This is a genomic window from Streptomyces sp. NPDC051133 (assembly GCF_040682635.1).
Classification (GTDB): Bacteria; Actinomycetota; Actinomycetes; order Streptomycetales; family Streptomycetaceae; genus Streptomyces.
Genome location: NZ_JBFBBK010000041.1, coordinates 1 through 21253, shown reverse-complemented (window position 1 = coordinate 21253; position 21253 = coordinate 1). Strand labels below are relative to the sequence as shown.

Annotated in this window: 19 protein-coding genes; 13 read left to right on the top strand and 6 right to left on the bottom strand. The window is 72.6% G+C overall.

Going from position 1 to position 21253, the window contains the following annotated elements:
• The first annotated feature begins 72 nt into the window (after positions 1-72).
• Entirely contained in the window at positions 73-495 is a 423-nt protein-coding gene (locus AB0N17_RS32945) for a MarR family transcriptional regulator (RefSeq protein WP_366015262.1), read from the top strand.
• Complete coding sequence (locus AB0N17_RS32940; RefSeq protein ID WP_366015261.1) at positions 492-2297, top strand: MFS transporter; 1806 nt, start codon at positions 492-494, stop codon at positions 2295-2297. Before AB0N17_RS32945 ends, AB0N17_RS32940 begins: the two co-directional genes overlap by 4 nt.
• A gap of 48 nt (positions 2298-2345) precedes the next feature.
• Here AB0N17_RS32940 and AB0N17_RS32935 read toward each other — a convergent pair whose 3' ends face one another.
• The 3 genes from AB0N17_RS32935 to mgrA all read right to left on the bottom strand — a co-directional run bounded on the left by AB0N17_RS32935 (position 2346) and on the right by mgrA (position 4400).
• Positions 2346-2966, bottom strand: a complete 621-nt coding sequence (locus AB0N17_RS32935) for a DedA family protein (RefSeq protein WP_366015260.1) — start codon at positions 2964-2966, stop codon at positions 2346-2348.
• Between the two features lie 79 nt (positions 2967-3045).
• Positions 3046-3222 carry a hypothetical protein gene (locus AB0N17_RS32930; protein ID WP_366015259.1) on the bottom strand — a complete coding sequence of 59 codons (177 nt, stop codon included), beginning with the start codon at positions 3220-3222 and terminating at the stop codon, positions 3046-3048.
• Positions 3223-3356: 134 nt separating this feature from the next.
• On the bottom strand, positions 3357-4400 hold the full coding sequence (gene mgrA, locus AB0N17_RS32925) for an L-glyceraldehyde 3-phosphate reductase (protein ID WP_366015258.1): 1044 nt from the start codon (positions 4398-4400) through the stop codon (positions 3357-3359).
• Positions 4401-4578: 178 nt separating this feature from the next.
• Here mgrA and AB0N17_RS32920 point away from each other — a divergent pair, with 178 nt between their 5' ends.
• Both AB0N17_RS32920 and AB0N17_RS32915 read left to right on the top strand, forming a co-directional pair.
• Complete coding sequence (locus AB0N17_RS32920) at positions 4579-6135, top strand: MFS transporter (protein ID WP_366015257.1); 1557 nt, start codon at positions 4579-4581, stop codon at positions 6133-6135.
• Between the two features lie 157 nt (positions 6136-6292).
• Complete coding sequence (locus AB0N17_RS32915; protein WP_366015256.1) at positions 6293-7132, top strand: chitosanase; 840 nt, start codon at positions 6293-6295, stop codon at positions 7130-7132.
• A gap of 9 nt (positions 7133-7141) precedes the next feature.
• On the opposite strand, the gene AB0N17_RS32910 is transcribed toward AB0N17_RS32915, so the two are convergent.
• Positions 7142-7762 carry a DUF4328 domain-containing protein gene (locus AB0N17_RS32910; RefSeq protein ID WP_366015255.1) on the bottom strand — a complete coding sequence of 207 codons (621 nt, stop codon included), beginning with the start codon at positions 7760-7762 and terminating at the stop codon, positions 7142-7144.
• Between the two features lie 162 nt (positions 7763-7924).
• On the opposite strand from AB0N17_RS32910, the gene pgm reads away from it, so the two are divergent.
• Complete coding sequence (pgm, locus tag AB0N17_RS32905) at positions 7925-9565, top strand: phosphoglucomutase (alpha-D-glucose-1,6-bisphosphate-dependent) (RefSeq protein WP_366015254.1); 1641 nt, start codon at positions 7925-7927, stop codon at positions 9563-9565.
• 49 nt (positions 9566-9614) lie between these two features.
• Here the strand turns inward: pgm and AB0N17_RS32900 are convergent, their stop codons facing one another.
• Both AB0N17_RS32900 and AB0N17_RS32895 read right to left on the bottom strand, forming a co-directional pair.
• Positions 9615-10529: an SGNH/GDSL hydrolase family protein gene (locus tag AB0N17_RS32900; RefSeq protein ID WP_366015253.1), complete on the bottom strand. Its 915-nt coding sequence runs from the start codon at positions 10527-10529 to the stop codon at positions 9615-9617.
• A gap of 197 nt (positions 10530-10726) precedes the next feature.
• A complete protein-coding gene (locus AB0N17_RS32895) occupies positions 10727-10984 on the bottom strand; it encodes a DUF5133 domain-containing protein (protein ID WP_366015252.1) in 258 nt (85 codons plus the stop codon).
• 279 nt (positions 10985-11263) lie between these two features.
• Between AB0N17_RS32895 and AB0N17_RS32890 the strand changes: the two genes are divergently transcribed.
• The 8 genes from AB0N17_RS32890 to AB0N17_RS32855 all read left to right on the top strand — a co-directional run.
• On the top strand, positions 11264-12871 hold the full coding sequence (locus AB0N17_RS32890) for an adenosine deaminase (protein ID WP_366015251.1): 1608 nt from the start codon (positions 11264-11266) through the stop codon (positions 12869-12871).
• Between the two features lie 358 nt (positions 12872-13229).
• Complete coding sequence (locus tag AB0N17_RS32885) at positions 13230-13754, top strand: hypothetical protein (protein ID WP_366015250.1); 525 nt, start codon at positions 13230-13232, stop codon at positions 13752-13754.
• A 412-nt stretch (positions 13755-14166) separates the two neighbouring features.
• A complete protein-coding gene (locus AB0N17_RS32880) occupies positions 14167-16293 on the top strand; it encodes a hypothetical protein (RefSeq protein ID WP_366015249.1) in 2127 nt (708 codons plus the stop codon).
• 92 nt (positions 16294-16385) lie between these two features.
• Positions 16386-17894: a GT4 family glycosyltransferase PelF gene (gene pelF / locus AB0N17_RS32875; RefSeq protein ID WP_366015248.1), complete on the top strand. Its 1509-nt coding sequence runs from the start codon at positions 16386-16388 to the stop codon at positions 17892-17894.
• Positions 17891-19273 carry a hypothetical protein gene (locus AB0N17_RS32870; protein ID WP_366015247.1) on the top strand — a complete coding sequence of 461 codons (1383 nt, stop codon included), beginning with the start codon at positions 17891-17893 and terminating at the stop codon, positions 19271-19273. Before pelF ends, AB0N17_RS32870 begins: the two co-directional genes overlap by 4 nt.
• Positions 19274-19316: 43 nt before the next feature.
• Positions 19317-20318 carry a GDP-mannose 4,6-dehydratase gene (locus AB0N17_RS32865; protein WP_366015246.1) on the top strand — a complete coding sequence of 334 codons (1002 nt, stop codon included), beginning with the start codon at positions 19317-19319 and terminating at the stop codon, positions 20316-20318.
• A gap of 40 nt (positions 20319-20358) precedes the next feature.
• Positions 20359-21072 (top strand): sugar phosphate nucleotidyltransferase, encoded by a 714-nt coding sequence (locus AB0N17_RS32860; RefSeq protein WP_366015245.1) that lies wholly within the window; start codon positions 20359-20361, stop codon positions 21070-21072.
• Between the two features lie 7 nt (positions 21073-21079).
• Positions 21080-21253 (top strand): NAD-dependent epimerase/dehydratase family protein (locus AB0N17_RS32855; protein WP_366015300.1); only part of this gene is annotated, 174 nt, incomplete at its 3' end.

The window sequence follows — 21253 nt, the reverse complement described above, 5'->3', positions numbered from 1 at the left end:
GGTCCGTTGCTCGCGTTCTCCGCGGTCGAACAAAGGTTGAACAGTCCAGACTGATAAACCTACTGTTAGGACATGGAGACGATCGCACTCGCCGGCGCGCTGCGGCTGGCCATGGGCCGCATCGTCCGCCGGCTGCGCCAGGCGCACGCGGTGGGGGACGTGTCCCTCTCCGGTGTCTCGGTGCTGGCCCGGCTGGCCCGCAGCGGACCGGACTCGCCCGGCTCGCTCGCCGAGCTCGAACGGGTCAGACCGCAGGCGATGGCCTCGACGCTCGCCGGACTCGAACAGCGCGCACTGGTGAGCCGTACGCCGGACCCGGCCGACGGCCGCCGGGCCATCCTGGCGATCACCGACGAGGGCCGGGCCATCCTGGAGCAGCGCCGCTCCGAGTCCGTCGCCCGGCTCAGCCACGCCCTCGACGAGTTCACCCCGCGGGAGCGGCAGGCACTGCAGGACGCCCTGCCTCTGCTCGACCGGCTGGCGGAACGGATATGAGCGCCCGCACCCCCGCCCCGTCAGGCGGCGTACGCGCCCGGCTGCTCGCCCACTCCGCCCGCCACCGCGAGACACCTCCGGGCCCCGGTTACAAGTGGGTCGCCCTGTCCAACACCACGCTCGGCGTCCTGATCGCCACCATGGACGCCTCCATCGTGATCATCTCGCTGCCCGCCATCTTCCGCGGGATCGGCCTGGACCCGCTCTCGGCCGGCAACATCGGCTATCTGCTCTGGATGATCCTCGGCTATCTGCTGGTCTCGGCCGTGCTGGTGGTCGTCCTCGGCCGGCTCGGCGACATGTTCGGCCGGGTCCGCATCTACAACCTCGGCTTCCTGGTCTTCGCCTGTGCCTCCGTCGCGCTGTCCCTCGACCCGTTCCGGGCCGGTGCCGGTGCGCTGTGGCTGATCCTGTGGCGCATCGTGCAGGCCTTCGGCGGCTCCATGCTGACGGCCAACTCGGCCGCCATCCTCACCGACGCCTTCCCGGCCCGGCAGCGCGGCACGGCGCTCGGCATCAACCAGATCACCGCGCTCGCGGGGCAGTTCCTGGGCCTGCTCGCGGGCGGCCTGCTCGCCGCCGTCGACTGGCGTGCGGTGTTCTGGGTGAGCGTCCCGGTCAGCGTCGCCGGCACCGTCTGGTCGTACCTGAGCCTGCGCGAGACGGCGGCCGGCGGGCGGGGCCGCGTGGACTGGCTCGGCAACCTCACCTTCGCGTCCGGCGCCGGCTTCCTGCTCGCGGGCATCACCTACGGCATCCAGCCCTACGGCGGCCACGCCACCGGCTGGACCAACCCCTGGGTGCTCACCGGGGTCCTCGGCGGGCTCTTCCTGCTGCTGGTCTTCTGCGTCGTCGAGACCCGGGTCGCCGAGCCCATGTTCCGGCTGTCGCTGTTCAGGGTGCGGGCCTTCGCCGCGGGCAACCTGGCCGCGCTGCTGACCGCGATCGCCCGCGGCGGACTGCAGTTCATGCTGATCATCTGGCTGCAGGGCATCTGGCTGCCGCTGCACGGCTACGACTTCGAGGACACCCCGCTGTGGGCCGGCATCTTCATGCTGCCACTCACCCTCGGCTTCCTGATCGCCGGACCCGTCTCCGGCTACCTGTCCGACCGCTTCGGCGCACGCGTCTTCTCCACCGCCGGACTCGTCGTCGTCGCCGGTTCCTTCCTCGGGCTCCTGACGCTTCCCGTGAACTTCGACTACGGCGCCTTCGCCGCGCTGCTGCTGCTCAACGGCCTCGGCCAGGGCATGTTCTCCTCGCCCAACACCTCGTCCATCATGGGCAGCGTGCCGGCCCGCTACCGGGGCGCCGCCTCGGGGATGCGCTCGACCTTCCAGAACTCGGGTACGGCGCTGTCCATCGGCGTCTTCTTCTCCCTGATGGTGTCCGGCCTCGCCTCGTCGCTGCCGGCCACGCTCAGCAGCGGACTCCAGGCGCACGGCGTGCCCGCCGCGACCGCCCACGAGGCGGCCTCGCTGCCTCCGGTCAGCACCCTGTTCGCGACGTTCCTCGGCGACAACCCCATCGGGCACCTGCTCGGCGGAGGCACCCTGGACCACCTGACCGCGGCCCAGCGTGCCACCCTGACCGGCCACACCTTCTTCCCCGAACTGGTCTCCGGCCCCTTCCACCACGGTCTGACCATCGTCTTCGGCGTGGCCACGGGCATGGCCCTGATCTCCGCCGTCGCGTCCGCCCTGCGCGGCGGCCACGAACGCACCGACGGCGACACCCCGGGCTCCGGCCCCGCTCCCACGGCGAAGGGAGGGTCCGCGCGGCGGACGGCGCGCTCCTCGTGATCGTTCGCGGCGCCCGCCGTCCTGCGCCGCGGGCGCCGCGGCCGGGGGTCAGGGCTCGCGTCGCCGCCGTAGCAGACGGCGTACGACGAAGGCCGCCACGAGGGCCGCGACGGCGACGACGACGTACAGCTGGTAGCGGCTGATCTCGTCGTAGACGGTCGTGATGTGGTCGCCCACCAGATAGGCCAGGGTCGCCCAAAGACCGACCCACAGGGCCGCGCCGAGGGCGTTGAAGGCGAGGAAGCGCAGCCAGTGCATGCCGGTCGTGCCCGCGATGATCCCGTTGGCCTGGCGCAGCCCCTCGACGAACCGGGCCACGGTCACGATCTTGCCGCCGTGCCGCCGGAAGAACGCCTCGGCGGCCTCGAAGCGCTTCGGGGTCAGGAAGACGTACCGGCCCCACCGGTGCACGAAGGCGCGGCCGCCGAGCCGGCCGATCAGATAGCCGATGTTGTCCCCGGCCACGGCCGCGACGAACGCGATGGCCGCCACGGCCACGATGTTCAGCCGCCCCGCGCCCGCGTACACGCCGGCGGCGAGCAGGATCGTCTCACCGGGCGCGGGGACACCGAAGTCCTCCACGAACACCAGGGCCCCCACGGCCCAGTAGCCGTAGTGGCCGAGCAGCGGTGCCAGATGGGCGAGCGGTCCCGGAAGCGGAGGGGCCATGCCTCCACCGTACGTCGGGGCCGCCCGCCCTCGGAGGGCGGGCGGCCCCCACGGGCTCACGCTCCGCGGCGGGCGGCTGTCAACAGGGCGGGGCGCCCTCGTCGTCGACGGCGGAGGGCTGACAGGTCCGGCAGAGCTCGTGCTCTCCGTCGCGCGTCACGACGGTCCCCCAGCCGAGGCACTGCTCGCAGTCGCGGGCGAGGCCCAGGTCGGGCTGGGGAGGCAGAAGGGGGCTGCGGTGGGCTCCGTAGGCCATACGGCGAGCGGCTCCTCGAAGTCACGGGATGGCGCGGGCGGAAACGGATGACAACGCTGTCCGAGTGACTTCCACTATGTCCTACTTTTTCCTTATGTCTAGAGCCTCTGTCACTCGGTGCCGGACTTCTCCGCTCAGCCCAGCGTGCCCAGCCGGGCGTCCCGCCACAGGTCCACGCCGCCCTCGGTGGCGTACTTGTCGATCTCGGCCAGCTCCTCGGCGGTGAAGCCGGGGTTCTCCAGCGCGGCCACGTTCTGCTCCAGCTGCTCGACCCGCGAGGCGCCGATCACCAGGGACGTCACCCGCTCGTCACGCAGTGCCCAGGCCAGCGCCATCTGTGCCAGCGTCTGGCCGCGCCGGGCCGCGATGTCGTTCAGGGCGCGCAGCCGCTCCCGCATGTCCTCGGTGAGCCACGCCGCGTCCAGGGACGTCCCGCGCGCGGCCCGCGAGTCCTGCGGGATGCCGTCCAGGTAGCGGCCGGTGAGCAGTCCCTGGGCGAGCGCCGTGAAGCCGATGACGCCGAAGCCCTCCTCCTCGGCCGCGTCCAGCAGGCCGTCCGTCTCGATCCAGCGGTTGAGCATGCTGTACGACGGCTGGTGGATCAGCAGCGGGGTGCCCAGCTCACGCAGGATCGCGGCGGCCTGCCGGGTGCGCTCGGCGTCGTAGGAGGAGATGCCCACGTAGAGGGCCTTGCCCTGGCGGACGGCGGTGTCGAGCGCGCCCATCGTCTCCTCCAGCGGCGTGCTCGCGTCCAGCCGGTGCGAGTAGAAGATGTCCACGTAGTCCACGCCCATCCGGCGCAGCGACTGGTCCAGCGAGGCGAGCACGTACTTGCGGGAGCCGCCGCCCTGCCCGTAGGGGCCGGGCCACATGTCCCAGCCGGCCTTGGTGGAGACCACCAGCTCGTCCCGGTACGGCGCCAGGTCCCGCCGCAGCAGCCGCCCGAAGTTCTCCTCGGCCGCGCCGTAGGGCGGACCGTAGTTGTTGGCCAGGTCGTGGTGGGTGATCCCCAGGTCGAAGGCGCGCAGGGCGATCTCGCGCTGGGTCTCGAAGGGACGGTCGTCGCCGAAGTTGTGCCAGTAGCCCAGTGACAGGACCGGCAGGTCCAGTCCCGAGCGGCCGGTGCGCCGGTAGCGCATGGTGCCGTCGTAGCGAGCGGGGTCCGCGACGTGGGTCATCGGGTGTTCTCCGGGTGGTGCCGTAGGGGTGCCCCTCCGGGTGCGGACGGGCTCGTCCACCCTGCGTCGCCGCGCCCCGCAAGTCCAACCGCCGTCCCGGATGGGATTGAGCGCTTCCGTTTCTGAATCGGCCAGAAGGGCAGGCGGTGATCAGGTGGGGTGAGAGGAAGGAGCGCTCGTGAGCAGTGCGCTGTCCGGCGAGGGCCGACCGGAACGGAACGGGCCGCGAGTGCCGAAGGGCGTGGCGCGGCTGCCGCGCCAGGTCCGCGAGGAACTGACGCGCCGGCTTCACCGCAACCGGGGCGCCTTCGGCAAGGACGACGTCCAGGTCGTCGAACCGCCCCTGCTGCGGCGCGCCGTCGGCGCCTCCGCACTCGGCAACTGCATGGAGTGGTTCGACTTCGGCGTCTACAGCTACCTCGCCGCCACCATCGGCAAGGTCTTCTTCCCGGGTGCCTCCCCGGCCGCCCAGGTCATCTCCTCCTTCGCGACCTTCGCCGCGGCCTTCGTCGTACGACCGCTCGGCGGCCTGTTCTTCGGGCCGCTCGGTGACCGGCTCGGCCGGCAGAAGGTGCTCGCCACCACCATGATCATGATGGCGGTCGGCACCTTCGCCATCGGTGTCATCCCCGGCTACGGCACGATCGGCATCGCCGCGCCCGCGCTGCTCCTGCTGGCCCGCATGGTCCAGGGGTTCTCCACCGGCGGGGAGTACGGCGGAGCCACCACCTTCGTCGCCGAGTACTCGCCCGACCGCCGGCGCGGCTTCCTCTCCAGCTGGCTCGACTTCGGCACCTTCGTCGGCTACGCCCTCGGCTCGGCCCTGGTGACCGTGCTGAACCTGGCGCTGACGGACACCCAGATGCTGTCCTGGGGCTGGCGGATCCCCTTCCTGATCGCCGGACCGCTCGGCGTGATCGGCCTGTACATGCGGCTCAAGCTGGAGGAGTCCCCGGCCTTCCAGCAGCAGCTGGACGAGCACGAGAAGAGCCTGGCGCAGGAGTCGGCGGGCAGCGAGTTCAAGGACATCGTCCGCAACCACTGGCGGTCCCTGCTCATCTGCATGGGACTGGTGCTGCTGTACAACGTCACCAACTACATGGTCACCGGCTATCTGCCGACCTATCAGACCGAGACCCTGAAACGCTCCAGCGGTTCCGCGGACCTCCTCGTACTCATCGGCATGCTGTGGATCGTCGTGCTGATCACCTTCATCGGCCGGCTCAGCGACCGGGTGGGGAGGCGGCCGGTCTACGCCGTCGCCGCCGCCGCGATGATCGTGCTGGCCGTGCCCGCCTTCCTGCTGATCAAGGCGCACGGCACCTGGCCGCCGATCCTCGGGGTGCTGCTGTTGTCCACCCTGCTGGCCTGCTTCGCCGCGCCGAGCGCGGCCACCCTGCCGGCCCTGTTCCCGACGGCCGTCCGTTACGCCGCCATGGGTATCGGCTTCAACATCGCCGTCGCGGCCTTCGGCGGCACCACCCCGCTGGTCACGGCCGCGCTGGTCACGGCCACCGGTGACGACCTGATGCCCGCTTATTACCTGATGCTGGCGGGTGCGATCGGCCTGCTGACCGTCAAGTTCCTTCCGGAGAGCGCCCAGGTGCCGCTCAGGGGCTCGCAGCCGATGGTCGGTTCCCGGGAGGAGCGGCAGGACCTGATCCTCACCTCGAAGGAGCTGTACGCGTTCACCCAGGAGCGGGAGCGGGAGCGGGAGCGGATGCGCCGCACCTGAGCCGGCCGGGCGGGATCCGCGAGGCTGTTCGATCCTACGAACTTCGCGCAGACGGGGTTACCGGCCCTCCCCGCATTTGATAGGAAACTTTCCTACCAATGAGGTACGGACCGACAACCGGTCAACCCCCCACCCCCTGCCCCCACTTGGAGTCCCTGTGGTGCACGCAGACCGCGACACATCAGCCCACGCCCGCCTCACCCGCCGCACCGTCGTCGCCGCGCTCGGCGCGGTCGCCTCGGGCGCGCTGCTCGGAGTCTCCCGCGTCGGCACGGCGTCGGCCGCCGCACCGGGCCTGGACGACCCGGCGAAGAAGGAGACGGCGATGCAGCTGGTGTCGAGCGCGGAGAACTCCTCGCTCGACTGGAAGGCCCAGTACAAGTACATCGAGGACATCGGCGACGGCCGTGGCTACACCGCCGGGATCATCGGCTTCTGCTCCGGCACCGGCGACATGCTCGACCTCGTCCAGCTCTACGCCGACCGCAGGTCCGGCAACGTCCTCGCCAAGTACCTGCCGGCCCTGCGCAAGGTCAACGGCACCGACTCGCATTCGGGTCTGGACCCCAACTACCCGAAGGACTGGCGCACGGCGGCCAAGGACACCGTCTTCCAGCAGTGCCAGAACGACGAACGCGACCGCGTCTACTTCAACCCCGCGGTCGCCCGGGGCAAGACGGACGGCCTGCGCGCCCTCGGCCAGTTCTGCTACTACGACGCCATCGTCATGCACGGCGACGGCGACGACCCGACCAGCTTCCGCAACATCAGGGCGCGCGCCCTGCGCAGCGCCAGGCCGCCGGCCCAGGGCGGCAGCGAGACGACGTACCTGAACGCCTTCCTCGACGCCCGGGTCTGGGCCATGAAGCAGGAGGAGGCACACAGCGACACCAGTCGCGTCGACACCGAACAGCGGGTCTTCCTGCGCAAGGGCAACCTCGACCTGAACACCCCGCTGGACTGGAAGGTGTACGGGGACAGTTACCACATCGGCTGATCCGAGCGGTCACGAGGACTGCGGCAGGCCGTCCGGCGCGGGCACCGGCACCCCCGGGCCCAGTGCGGCGGCCTGCCGTGCCGTGACGCGCTGGACGACGGCGACGGCGAGAGCGGCGGCCAGGAGGCCGAGGGCTTGCGCGGTCACGAGCAGCGGCAGCGAGGTGCCGCCACCCAGGTTCATCACCGCCAGACCCAGCACCGCGTGCCCCACCCAGGCCGCCCACCACACGTTCACCAAGGTGTCCGGGCGGTCCGCCGCCGCGCCGGCGGGGATGCTCGCTCGGTGGACGTCCTGCATGAGCCCGCGTGGCACCCAGAGGTTGAACACCGGCAGCAGCCAGGCGAGGACGGCCCAGGCGGCCGAACCCGGAACCCGGCCGGGGGAGAGGAGCAGGGCGTTGCGCCGGCAGCGGGCGAACCACACGAGGAACAGCACGACGGCCGCCGTCGTCACATACAAGTAGATCTGGGTGACCTGGACGAACCCGGCGGCGGACGTGGCCGCCGGGTGCAGCAGCCGCCCGCGTGCCGCCCGTGCCCGGAACACGTCGGCACCGGCCGCCGCCACGACGGCGAACTGGGCGCAACGGGCGAGGAGCCATGGGGCCTTGGCGGGGGATCCGGGCACGGCGGAAGACCTGTCTGCGAAGAGCGCCCCGCACGGACCGCGGGACGGCACGGAGATCGTGAGCACTGGATCATAAGGCGGGGCGTACTCGCGTGTCAGGGGCCTGACGAGGAAAGATGGACGGAGAGGACACGACCACACCCCACGCGGAGGAACGTACTCATGCCGCACGAGCGAGCCGGCCGTCCGGCCGGTCCCGAGGACCTCGTCGACGTGGCCCGGCTGGTCACGGCGTACTACGCCCTGCACCCCGATCCGGCCGACCCGGCACAACGGGTGGCGTTCGGCACCTCGGGGCACCGGGGTTCGTCCCTGGCGAGCGCCTTCAACGAGGACCACATCGCCGCCACGAGCCAGGCCATCTGCGAATACCGCGCGGCGCAGGGCACCGACGGGCCGCTCTTCCTGGGCGCCGACACCCACGCCCTGTCGGAGCCCGCGAAGGTCACCGCGCTGGAGGTGTTCGCCGCCAACGACGTGACCGTGCTCGTCGACAGCGCGGACGGCTACACGCCCACCCCCGCCGTCTCGCACGCCATTCTCACGCACAACCGCGGCCGCACCTCCTCACTCGCGGACGGTGTCGTCATCACCCCCTCGCACAATCCGCCCGCCGACGGCGGCTTCAAGTACAACCCGCCGAGCGGCGGCCCGGCGGCCTCCGACGCGACCTCCTGGATCCAGGACCGGGCCAACCAGATCATCGCCGAGGGCCTGAAGGCCGTACGGCGGGTGCCGTACGCCGCCGCGCTCGCCGCGGACACGACCGGGCGCCACGACTTCCTCGGCACGTACGTCGGCGACCTGCCGAGCGTGCTGGACCTGGACGCCGTCCGCTCGGCCGGCGTGCGCATCGGCGCCGACCCGCTCGGCGGCGCCTCCGTCGCCTACTGGGGGCGGATCGCCGAACAGCACCGCCTCGACCTCACGGTGGTGAACCCGCACACCGACCCCGCCTGGCGGTTCATGACCCTGGACTGGGACGGCCAGATCCGCATGGACTGCTCCTCGCCCTACGCGATGGCCTCCCTCATCGAGCAGCGCGACCGCTTCCGCATCGCCACCGGCAACGACGCCGACGCCGACCGGCACGGCATCGTCACCCCGGACGCGGGCCTGATGAACCCCAACCACTACCTCGCGGTCGCCATCTCCTACCTCTACCGGCACCGTGAGCAGTGGCCGGCCGAGGCGGGCGTCGGCAAGACCCTCGTGTCCTCCACCATGATCGACCGGGTCGCCGCCGACCTGGGCCGCCGCCTGGTCGAGGTCCCGGTCGGCTTCAAGTGGTTCGTGGACGGACTGGTGGGCGGCTCGCTCGGGTTCGGCGGCGAGGAGTCGGCCGGTGCCTCCTTCCTGCGCCGCGACGGCTCGGTGTGGACCACCGACAAGGACGGCATCGTCCTGGCGCTGCTCGCCTCCGAGATCACGGCGGTCACGGACAGCACCCCGTCGGAGCACTACGCCGAGCTGACCTCCCGCTTCGGCGAGCCCGCCTACGCCCGCGTCGACGCCCCGGCCACCCGGGAGCAGAAGGCGCTGCTCGGCAAGCTGTCCCCGGCCCAGGTCACCGCGGACACGCTGGCCGGGGAAGCGGTCACGGCCGTGCTCACCGAGGCGCCCGGCAACGGCGCCCCGATCGGCGGCATCAAGGTCACCACCGACAACGCCTGGTTCGCGGCCCGCCCTTCGGGCACCGAGGACGTCTACAAGGTCTACGCCGAGTCCTTCCTCGGCGCCGACCACCTGGCCCGGGTGCAGGAGGAGGCGAAGGCCGTGGTGCTGGGCGCGCTCGGCGGCTGACGCACCGTACGGCGGCCTCCGGCGGAGCGCGCACGGAGGCCGCCCCGGCTCAGTGGCGTCCGCGTCCCCCTGCCAGCCGGTCCAGGACCGCCTGGGCCATGACCTCCTCGCCCTTGGCGTTGGGGTGCGCCGGGGCCGCGGGCGCGGCCGGCTGCAGCGGCTCGATCCAGCGGTCCGCGGGCGGCTTGCACATGTCGTGGCCGACCGTCGGGCCGTAGGTGTCGACGTACTCGGCCCGGTTCAGGGCCGCCACCAGGCGCAGCATCAGGTTGAGCCGCTTCTCGGTGTCCCGCAGGTAGGGGAAGTCCTTCTGGGCGAACGGGACCTGCGGGAAGCAGCCGCTGCCGTCGTCGGGGAGCAGGTCCGGGTAGCCGACGACGACCACGCGGGCGTGCGGCGCCCGGGCGTGCACGGCGCGCAGCACCCGGTCGACCTTGGGCGCGGTGCGCGCGACGGCGAGGGCCAGCGCGTCGTGTCCGCCGGCCTCGTACGAGCGCTCGCAGGGGTTGCCGGCCGGGTCCTGGGCGGCGAGCCGGGCACAGGTGCCGATGATGGAACCGAAGCCGACGTCGTTGCCGCCGATCTGGACCGTCACCAGGTCGGTGTCCCGGTCCAGGGCGTCGAGCTGGGGCTTGTTGGAGCCCTGCGCCTGCCACATCTCCGCGGTCGTGGCGCCGGCGCAGCTGACGTCCGTGAGCGCGGTCGCCTGCGCCCGGTCCGCCACGAGCGAGGGGTAGTTGTGGTCCGAGCGCGCGCAGCCCGCGTCCACCTGCCGCGGGATGCCGGGGCCCGAGGTGTAGGAGTCACCGAGGGCCACGTAGTCGACGGTGCGGCCGTGTCCGGAGTGCGCGGCGGCCGGTGTCGTGGAGGCGGCGACGAGGGCGCATCCGCCCAGCGCCGCCGCCAGCACGGCGGTCCGCCGCCGCCCTCTCGCCCCGCCCGCCGGACGCGTGTCGTTCGTCATGAGTCCTCCCCCTGAAGCCGGTATCTCGCGCACGGGCGGCACCTGACAGCGGCCCTCGCGCGTTCGACTGGGCCTGTATACCGTCCGGTAGGTCGCGCCGACCAGAAGCGGGACGCGACGACTTCAGGGGGAGTGGGCGGGCGAAGCCCGCAGGAGAGGGGCGGGTTCGGGAGACGACCGGCCCCGTGCGGCCCGCGTCAGACCGCGGGCGCCGACGGCGCGGGGACGGCCGGCCGGAGCAGGGAGTCGTCCTCCGGGCGGGCCCCGGACAGCCGGTGCCGGGCCGCGATGAGGGCCATGTCGACGTCCTTGGTGCCGGTGGCCACGCACAGTGTGTAGGAGATGTCCGCGAGGCGCTGGCGGGCCTGCGGGGTGCTCTCCTCGGCACCGAGCAGAGCGAGGGCCTCGTACTGCGCGATGAGGTCCTGCAGTACCGCGGGGTGTGCCATCAGCATGGGGGGTCCGCCTCCCTGGTGGGTCGCCGACTGTCGAGGTCGCAGCGCGGATACCCGCGCGGGAGCCCCGCATGCCCTCCATCCGGCCAGGGGTTTCACGGCGCGGGACGGCCGCTCGTGCGGGGGCGGGATCACGCCGGTGGCGCCGCGGCCGAGTCGGCGGCTCCGCCCGCGCCCGACGCCTGGGGCGGCGCCCGGTGTGTCACCCGGTCGGGTGTTATTGCACGGTATCCGGCGGAACGGGGCGTGTTGCCGTGATCCGTCCGTGATCATGCCCGTGTGAGTCTGCAACGTCGAAGTGCCGTAGCCCGCCGGGTCTTTCCGGCCGCGCTCGGCACCCTCAGTGTCCTGTCCCTGCTGTCCGCCCTGCCCGCAGCCGCCGAGCCGGCGCACCGGGACGCCCGGCCCCTCGCGCCGGCGCCCCGGCGGGTCACCGCGGCGGAGGCCCGCACGGACGCCTACCTCCGGTCCGTGCACGACCGGCCCACCGCCCTGCGGGACTTCTTCCGGCAGCTGCCCAAGGGCGGCGACCTGCACAACCACCTGTCCGGCGCGGTGTCCACGGAGTACCTCATCGAGCTGGCCGCCGAGGACGGGCTGTGCGTCGACACCCGGACGATGACCGCGGTCGCCCCGCCGTGCGGCGCCGGTACACGGCCCGCGGCCGACGCGCGCACCGACCGCGCCTTCCGCGACGCGCTCGTGCGCGCCTGGTCCATGGAGGACTTCCCGCCCGGCCAGAGCGGCCACGACCACTTCTTCGACACCTTCGGCAAGTTCGGCGAGGTCACCTGGCGGCACCGCGGCAAGCTGCTCGCCGAGGTCGCGGACACCGTCGTACGCAACAACCAGTCCTACCTGGAGACGATGGTCACGCCCGCGTCCGACGGCGCGAGGGAGCTGGCGGCCCGGGTCGGCTGGGACGCCGACCTGGCCGCTCTGCACCGCAAGCTGGTCGCGGGCGGCAAGCTGGACAAGGTCGTCGCCGACGCCCGCAAGGAGGCCGACGACGGCGACGCCGAGTTCCGCGCCGCCGAGCGCTGCGGCACCCCGCGGGCCCGGCCCGGCTGCGGGCTCACCGTCCGCTGGATCTCCCAGGCGTCCCGGGGCAGTTCACCGGAGCGGGTCTTCACCCAGCTCGCCCTCGGCATGCGGCTCGCCGAGGCCGACCCGCGCTTCGTGGCGGTCAACCTCGTCCAGCCCGAGGACTGGGACAGCTCCCTGCGCGACTACAGCCTGCAGATGCGCATGGTCGGATACCTGCGCACCCAGTACCCGAAGGCCCATGTCACCCTGCACGCGGGCGAGTTGTGGCCGGGACTGGTCAAGCCCCAGGACCTGCGGTTCCACATCCGGGAGGCGGTCGACGTCGCCCGCACCGAGCGCGTCGGTCACGGCGTCGACCTCGTCCACGAGGACGACTGGCAGCGCACCGCCCGCACCATGGCGGCCCGCCGGATCGCCGTCGAGGTGCCGTTCTCCAGCAACGCCCAGATCCTCGGTGTGAAGGGCGCCGACCACCCCTTCACCACCTACCGCCGCTACGGCGTCCCGGTCGTCCTCGCCACCGACGACCCCGGCGTGTCCCGCATCGACATCAGCCACGAGTACCAGTACGCCGCCGGCACCTACGGCCTCGGCTACCCCGAGCTGAAGGACCTGGCCCGCGCCTCGCTGGAGTACGCCTTCCTGCCCGGCGCGAGCCTGTGGCAGGGCAACCCCACGACCGGGGGCTACCGGCCGGTCCCGGCCTGCCGCGGCGACCGGCCGGGGCTGCCCGTCCGGGCCACGGCCTGTCTGCACCTCCTGGCGAACAGCCCGAAGGCGCGGCTCGAATGGCGGCAGGAGGCCGCCTTCGCGGTCTTCGAGCGGTCCCACGCCCGCTGACCGCACGCGGCGGACGCCGGGGCGGAACGCATCCTCTCGCCCGGGCGTCCTCCGTGCGTCCGCGCGCCTCGGCGCCCCTCAACACCCGGCCGGATGGCGCCCCTTGGCCGAGAAGCGGCCTTCCGTCCAACCGGTGGCCCGCATTCCGTGCCGATGCAGGCATCGTGTCCCCGCCAATAGCGACGGACTCATCCCTCGCTCCGGTGTCTCCATGCATCCGCGCGGACACGCCTCGTAGCAGGCCTGCACATCTCCCGCACTGTCCCTTCACGGGACGATCACTTTCGGTCAGAGTCCGCTCCGGTGCCGCCCCGCCGGGGCAGACGCCGCGGGCGCCGCGTGCCTAGCCTCCCGGGCCATGCGATCACCTCTGCCGAGACGCCTCGGTCTCACCGCCGTCCTCGCCTTCCTCCTCGCCGTCTTCGGTTTCGCCCCCGGTGCGAGCGCCGATCCCGCGCCGGCCGCCCTCACCTTCACCACCGACAGCGCCACCACCACCCCGGGCGGCTCGGTGAACCTGTCGATGACGATCACCAACAACAAGACCTACGACATCTGGTTCGTGTACCAGACCATCGACCCGACCTGGCTGACCACCCAGCGCCCGGACCTGAAGTACAGCTTCACCGGCTGCAACCTGGCCACCGCCGCCGGCAGCACCCCCTGTTCCGGCACCGGCCCGAGCAACCTCGGCGGCAACTACGGCGCCACCATCCCGCCCGGCCAGAGCCGTACCGTCACGCTGACCCTCAAGGTCGCCGCCGACTCCGGCTGCAACGGCAACATCGGCTTCTACTCGTACTACTACGCCGAGTTCAGCGACAGCACCAACACCAGCGGCGGCCCCGTCTACACGCCCGAGACCCGCGTCCTCTGCGCCTGACGGACGCCCCGGTTCCGTGACCCGGTGACTGGAATCGGCCTCCCCGCCGCACCGCCCGCGAGGCACGGATCTCCCAGACGCCGCACCGGCGGGCCCCCTCGGCCCGCCGGTGCGGCGTACGGCGGCCGGACCAGGGGCCGGAGCCGTCCGTCCGAGCCGTCCGCCGTCGTGAGGCGCCCTCGGGGCCCTGACGATCAAACGGTTCTCCGGGTTCCCTGAACTGCCCCTGGACACCTGCACTTTTCCGTCAGGTTTCGTAACTCGACCACAAAAGCTACACAGAGCCATCACCATGTGACGCGACGGATGCGTCGACGACCGGCTTCTGAGGGGGACGCCGGCGTCGCGCAAGGGGGTGCGTCCGCTCCACGGGAGCCGTGCTCACCCCTGCCCGGGGAGGGGACTTCACCGCATGAAGCGGACCACACGCACCACCGCGCTGACGGTGGGCGCGATCGTCGCCGCGCTCGGCCTGCAGGCCGGCCCGGCGCAGGCCGACACCAGCGCACCGCGCGTCGACCTCAGAGTTCTGGTGATGAGCGACGGTGGTCCGGCCACCGACGCCATCGCCGCCGAACTCGACACCGCCGGAACGCCGTACACGAAGATCGACCTCACTCGCTCCGACCGGCCCGTCATCGACGCCGGCTTCCTCGCGGACACCGTCGACGGACGGCCGCGCGCCAAGTACCAGGCCGTCGTCCTGCCCAACGACAACCCGTTCACGGCCGGCAGCGCCGAGATGGCCGCGCTCGCCGCCTACGAACAGACCTACGCCATCCCCCAGGTCGACGCCTACACCTACGCCCGCCCCCAGGCCGGCCTGCAGGTCCCGACCGCGGGCGGCTACTCCGGCAGCATCGACGGCGTCCAGGCCCAGGTGACCTCCGCCGGCCAGGCCGGCCCCTTCGGTTACCTCGACGGCGCCGTACCGTTCGAGGACAACTCTCCTTCCGTCGGCGAGAGTTACGCCTACCTGTCGGCGCCCGCGCCCGGCGCCGACTTCACCCCGTACGTGCAGGCCCCCATCCCCGGCACCACCCGGCAGGGCTCGCTGGTCGGCGAGTACCGGCACGACGGACGGCGGGAACTCGTCGTCACCTTCGTCTACAACCAGTACCAGCAGCAGTTCCGGCTGCTGGCCCGCGGCATCGTGGAGTGGATGACCGGCGGGGTGCACCTGGGCGCCTCCCGCAACTACTTCGCCGTCCACGTGGACGACGTCTTCGCCGCCGACGACCGCTGGGACACCCGGCTCAACTGCACGCCCGGCGACGTCGACTGCACCAACGACGCGGGCACGCCCAGCCCCATCCGGATGACCCCGGCGGACGTCGACCACGCCACCGCCTGGCAGCAGGACCACCACTTCACCCTCGACCTCGTCTACAACGGCGCCGGCAGCGTCGACCAGCGCGAGGACAACAACGGGGTCGACCAGCTCGCCGACAAGCTCATCGCCGACCGGAACCAGTTCCGCTGGATCAACCACACCTACACGCACGCCTTCCTCGGCTGCGAGCAGAACGTCACGGTCGTGCCGTGGACCTGCGAGACCAACACCGACGGCAGCACCAAGTGGGTCAGCCGGTCCACCATCGACTACGAGATCGCCACCAACCGCGCCTGGGGCCAGGCCGCCGGACTGCCGCTCGACACCGACGAACTGGTGACCGGCGAACACTCCGGTCTGAAGATCCTGCCGCAGCAGCCCGGCGACAACCCAAACCTGGCGCCCGCGCTGGCGGACAACGGCGTCGCCTGGCTCGCCTCGGACAACTCCCGCGACCCCGAACAGCGACAGGTCGGCCCCGCCACCACCGTCTCCCGCTACCCGATGAACGTCTTCTACAACGCGGGCAGGGCCACCGAGCAGGTCGACGAGTACAACTGGCTCTACACCAGCCGCGCCCAGGGCGGCAGCGGCATCTGCGAGGACAACCCCGCGACCACCACCTGCCTGCCGGCGCCCCTGGACACGAAGACCGGCTACAGCGCCTACATCGTGCCGCTGGAGACCCGCATCGCCCTCGGCCACGTGCTCTCGGGCGACCCCAAGCCACACTTCATCCACCAGTCCAACCTCGCCGAGGACCGCATCGCCTACCCGGTCCTGGACGGCGTACTGGACGGCTACGACGCCCTCTTCGCGGACAACACCCCGCTGGTGAACCTGCGGATGAAGGACATCGGCACCGAACTGCAGCGCCGCACCTCCTGGAAGAGTGCGGTGAACGCCGGCCACGTCACCGCCTACCGCATCGGCGACACGGTGACCGTCCAGTCGCCGGCCGGCACCGCCGCCACCGCCACCCTGCCCACCGGCACCACCCTGGGCGGCGCCGCCTTCGGCACCGCCTACGCGGGCGAGACGTCCGGCTGGACCGCCTCCACCGGCACGCTCACCTTCACCCTGCCCTCGTCCGCCGCGGCCCCGGCCGCCACCGCCGCCGGCACGGCGCCCGCCACCGCCCCCGCCCCGCACACCAAGGTCCCCGCGGGCGTGACCGAGCAGGTCCCGTACACCCAGGACAACTGAACGGCGCACCGAGCCCAGGGCCCGTCCGGTGACACCGGACGCGGCCCGGGTCCCGCACGACCACCCCACACTTCGGCCGTGGAGCCCCATCGATGCACGTTCAGCACGGCGCGCGCCCGTCCGGCGCGGCGCACGTCACCCTGCTCACCGAAGGCACCTACCCGCACAGCCACGGCGGCGTCAGCGTCTGGTGCGACCAACTCGTCCAGGGCATGCCCGACCTCGACTTCGACGTCATCGCCGTCACCGGCACCGGACGCGAACCCGTCGTCTGGGACCTGCCCGGCCACGTCCGCGGCGTGCTGTCCGTCCCCATGTGGGGAGCCCCGCCCGAGGGGCGCCCGCCCCGGGGCCGCGCCCGGAACCGGCTCGCCGCCGCCTACGAACGCTTCCTGACCGCCCTCCTCGACCCGCACGCCGAGGACCAGTTCGCGCCCGCCCTGTACACCATGGCCCGCGCGGCCGCCGACGGCACGCTGAGCCCGTTCCTGCGCGGCGACCGGGCCGTCGCCCTCCTCGCCTCGGTGTGGAACCGCCCGGGCCTCGCCGTCCGCGAGGCCCGGCCCACCCTGCACGACGCGATCACCGCCACCGCCCTGCTGGAACACGCCCTGCGCCCGCTCGCCGCACCACCGCCGCGGCACGGCGTGGCCCACGCGGTCAGCGGCGGGGTCGCCGTGCTGCCCGGCCTCGCCGGCCTGGACCGGTACGAGGTGCCGCTGCTCCTCACCGAGCACGGCGTCTACCTGCGCGAGCGCTACCTCGGCTACCGCACCGCCCCCTACCGCTGGCCGGTCAAGGCGGTCGTCCTCGGCTTCTTCCGGCTGCTCGCCGAGGAGAGCTACCGCCGGGCCGCCCTGATCACCCCGGGCAACCGCTACAACCGGCTGTGGGAGGAACAGGGCGGCGCCGATCCGCAGGCGATCCGCACCGTCTACAACGGCGTGGACCCGGCCGCCTTCCCGTCGGCCGGACCCGAGCCGGACGTCCCGACGCTCAGCTGGGCCGGCCGCGTCGACCCCATCAAGGACCTGGAGACCCTCATCCGCGCCTTCGCCCTCGTCCGGGAGGCGATACCCGAGGCCCGGCTGCGGCTGTTCGGCGGGACACCGCGCGGCGGCGAGGCGTACCGGGAGCGGTGCGAGGGGCTGGCGGCCGAGCTGGGGCACGCGGAGGCGGTCACCTTCGAGGGCCGGGTCGACGACATCAGGGACGCCTACGCGGCCGGGAACGTCGTGATGCTCTCCAGTATCAGCGAGGGCTTCCCCTTCACCCTGATCGAGGCCATGTCCTGCGGACGGGCCACCGTCTCCACCGACGTCGGCGGCGTGCGGGAGGCCGTCGGCGACACCGGGCTCGTCGTCCCGCCGCGCGACCCGGCCCGCATGGCCGCGGCGGCCCTCGAACTGCTGGGCGACGCCGAGCGGCGCCGGGCGACGGGGGAGGCGGCCCGGCTGCGGGTGATCGAGCAGTTCACCCTGCGCCAGACCATCGACACCTTCCGCTCGATCTACCTCGAACTGCCCGCCCTGGCACGGCCGTCGGCCGCACAGCCGCGACCGGTCGCCGCCGTCGCCCAGGTGGGGAGCCTGACCGGATGAGCGGACCCATGGCCCTCGAACCGGGCGGCACCGAACAGGAGACGCTCGCGCTCCGCCTCGCGCGCCCCGCCGACCACACCCTGTCCCTGCGGCTGCCCGGTCACGGTCACGACGACGAGGAGGTCAGCCGTCTCGCCGCCGACCTCGCCGACCGCATCGGACCGGCCGTCCACCCCTACGAGGTGGCCGCCCTGCTGGAGGCGGAAGGCCTGACCGCCGAGCTGATCAAGGAGCGGTACGGCCATCCGAACCTGTTCTCCCTGGCCACCGCGCTCTACGAACAGGTGCCCCGGACCTTCCCGGAGCCCGCACCCGCGGCCGACCCCTGGCGCCCGGACCACGTCCGCTGCCTGCTGCGCGGAGTCCTCTTCGCGCTGCCGGGGCTGGCCTATCTGCTCACCGCACCCCTGTGGCACCCCGGGCGGCACGCCGCCGCGCTCGTCGTCGCGGGCCTCGTCTCCTGGTCCTGGGGTCAGGGGCTCGGCCACCGGGCGCACCTGCGGAGGGCGACCGGCCCCCGGGAGGCGGGCCGTACCCTGCTGGCCGGAGCCCCCCTGGGCGCCGTCCTCGCCACCGCCGCGGCCTCCCCGCTCGCCGGCGGCGGCCCGGTGCTCCTGGCGACGGCGGCGCAGTCCCTCTACCTCGCGGCGGCCGGCGTCCTGCTGGTCCTGGCCCGGGAACGGCTGCTCCTCGCCGCGCTCGCCCCGCTGGTCGCGGGCGCCGCCGCACTGCCCTGGTGGCACCCCGGCCCCCTGCCACGCGCCGGGCTCGCGCTGCTCGCCCTGCTGGCCACCCTCGCCGTCACCGCGTACGCCCTGCGCGGCACCCTCGCCGCCCCGGCCGTCCCCGAGGGCGCGCGGCCGGCGCTGCTGTGGTCGCTGCCGTACGGGCTGTTCGGGCTGGCCGCGGGCCTGCTCGTGCTGCTGGAGGGGCGGCGGGAGCCGTACGCGGTGATCGTCCTGACGGTCAGCATGGGACCGGCGGAATGGCTGCTGTACCGCTACCGGGGGCTGTCCGTGGCCGCGCTGCGCGCCAGCGCGACGCCCGGCGGCTTCCTGCTGCGCTCGGCCGCCGTCCTCGCCCTCTGCCTGTCCGTCTACCTGCTGCCGCTGTGGCCCGCCGCGTACCTCACCGGCGCCGCGCCGGCCCCGCTGCTCCTGCTCGCGGCCACGCTGTGGACCGCGCTGCTCCTCCAGGCGTTCGGGGCCGCCTGGCCACCGGCCGCGATCTGCCTGGCCGCGGCGGGCACCGCGGCCGCGGGCACCCTGCTGCGCCCGCCCGCGGGCCCGGCGCTGCTGCCGCTCGGCTGCGCCGCCGCCCTGTGCTGCCTGGTGGCCTGTGCGCTGCGGCTGCTCGGCCGCCCCGCCCGGCACGCCTGAACACGTACCCGCTCCTGACCGACTCACCGGAAGGACCTGTCAGTTGACCCCCGCACCGCTCGCCGCCGTCACCGGAGCCGAGGGTTTCATCGGCTCCCACCTCACCGAGGCCCTGGTCGCCTCCGGACACCGGGTCAGAGCCATGGCCCAGTACAACTCCTTCTCCTCCTACGGCTGGCTGGAGACCCTCGCCCCGGACGTCCTTGACCAGGTGGAGATCGTCCTCGGCGACGTCCGCGACCCCGGCTCCGTCCGCGGTCTGCTCGAAGGGGCCGACGTCGCCTACCACCTGGCCGCCCTGATCGCGATCCCGTACTCCTACCAGGCGCCGCACAGTTACGTGGAGACCAACGTCACCGGCACCCTCAACGTGCTGGAGGCGGTCCGCGCGCTCGGCACGCCCCGGCTCGTGCACACCTCCACCAGCGAGACGTACGGCACCGCGCAGACCGTGCCGATCACCGAGGACCACCCCATCAACACCCAGTCCCCGTACGCCGCTTCGAAGGCGGGCGGCGACCGGCTGGCCGACAGCTACCACGCCAGCTTCGGCACCCCGGTCGTCACCCTGCGGCCGTTCAACACCTTCGGGCCGCGCCAGTCGATGCGCGCGGTCATCCCCACCGTCATCGGACAGGTCGCGGCGGGGGAGCGCACCCTCACCCTCGGAGATCTGCGCCCCACCCGCGACTTCACCTTCGTCAAGGACACCGCGCAGGCCTTCCTCGCCGTCGGCACCGCGCCCGCCGGCAAGGTCGTCGGCCGCACCTTCAACTCCGGGACGGGAGGCGAGATCTCCGTCGGCGACCTGGTCGCCCTCATCGGCAAGGTGATGGACACCGCGCTCGACGTCCGTGAGGACTCCGCCCGGATCCGTCCGGCCGCCTCCGAGGTGATGCGGCTCGTCGCCGACGCCGGCCGGCTCACCGAGGCCACGGGCTGGACGCCCGCCCACACCCTCGAACAAGGGCTCGCGCACACCGTGGAGTTCTTCCGCGACCCGGCCAACCTGGCCCGCTACAAGACCGGCATCTACAACATCTGACCCGTCCGGCACGTCTCGTCTTCTTCGAAGGAGGAGCCCCATGCACGCAGTGATCCTGGCGGGAGGCAAGGGCGTCCGGCTGCGGCCCTACACCACCGCGCTGCCCAAGCCGCTCGTCCCCATCGGCGACCAGCACGCCATCCTGGAGATCGTGCTGCGGCAGCTGTCGGCCGCCGGCTTCACCCACTGCACCATCGCCATAGGCCACCTGGGCGAGATCATCCGCGCCTACGTCGGTGACGGCTCCCAGTGGGGCATGGCCGTCGACTACGCCACCGAGGACAGCCCGCTGGGCACCATGGGGCCGCTGCTCACCCTGCGCGACCGGCTGCCCGAGAGCTTCCTCGTCATGAACGGCGACGTCCTCACCGACCTCGACTACGCCGACGTCCTGCGCCGGCACGAGGCGTCGGGCGCGCCGCTGACCATCGCCACCTACGCCCGCAAGGTGCACATCGACTTCGGGGTCCTCACCACCGACGCCAGCAAGGTCGTCGCCTTCACCGAGAAGCCCAGCATGGACTACCGGGTCTCCATGGGCGTCTACGGCCTCAGCCGCGCCACCCTCGACGGCTACACCGCGGGCCTGCCGCTCGGCTTCGACGAACTCGTCCTCGACCTGCTCAAGGAGCAGAACCCGCCGCACGCCTACGAGTTCGACGGCTACTGGCTCGACATCGGCCGCCCCGACGACTACGACCGGGCCAACGCCGAGTTCACCACCCGCAAGTCCCTGCTGCTCAAGGGAGCCTGAGTCCCCCATGCGCATTCTCGTCCTGGGCGGCACCGGGTACCTGGGCCGCCACGTGGCCGAGCGGCTGCGCGCCCTGCCGGGCGCGCACGTCCTCGCGGCCGGCCGGGCCCGGACATGCGGATGCGCACATGCGGATGCGCACATGCGGATGCGGACGTGCGGATGCGGACGTGCGGATGCC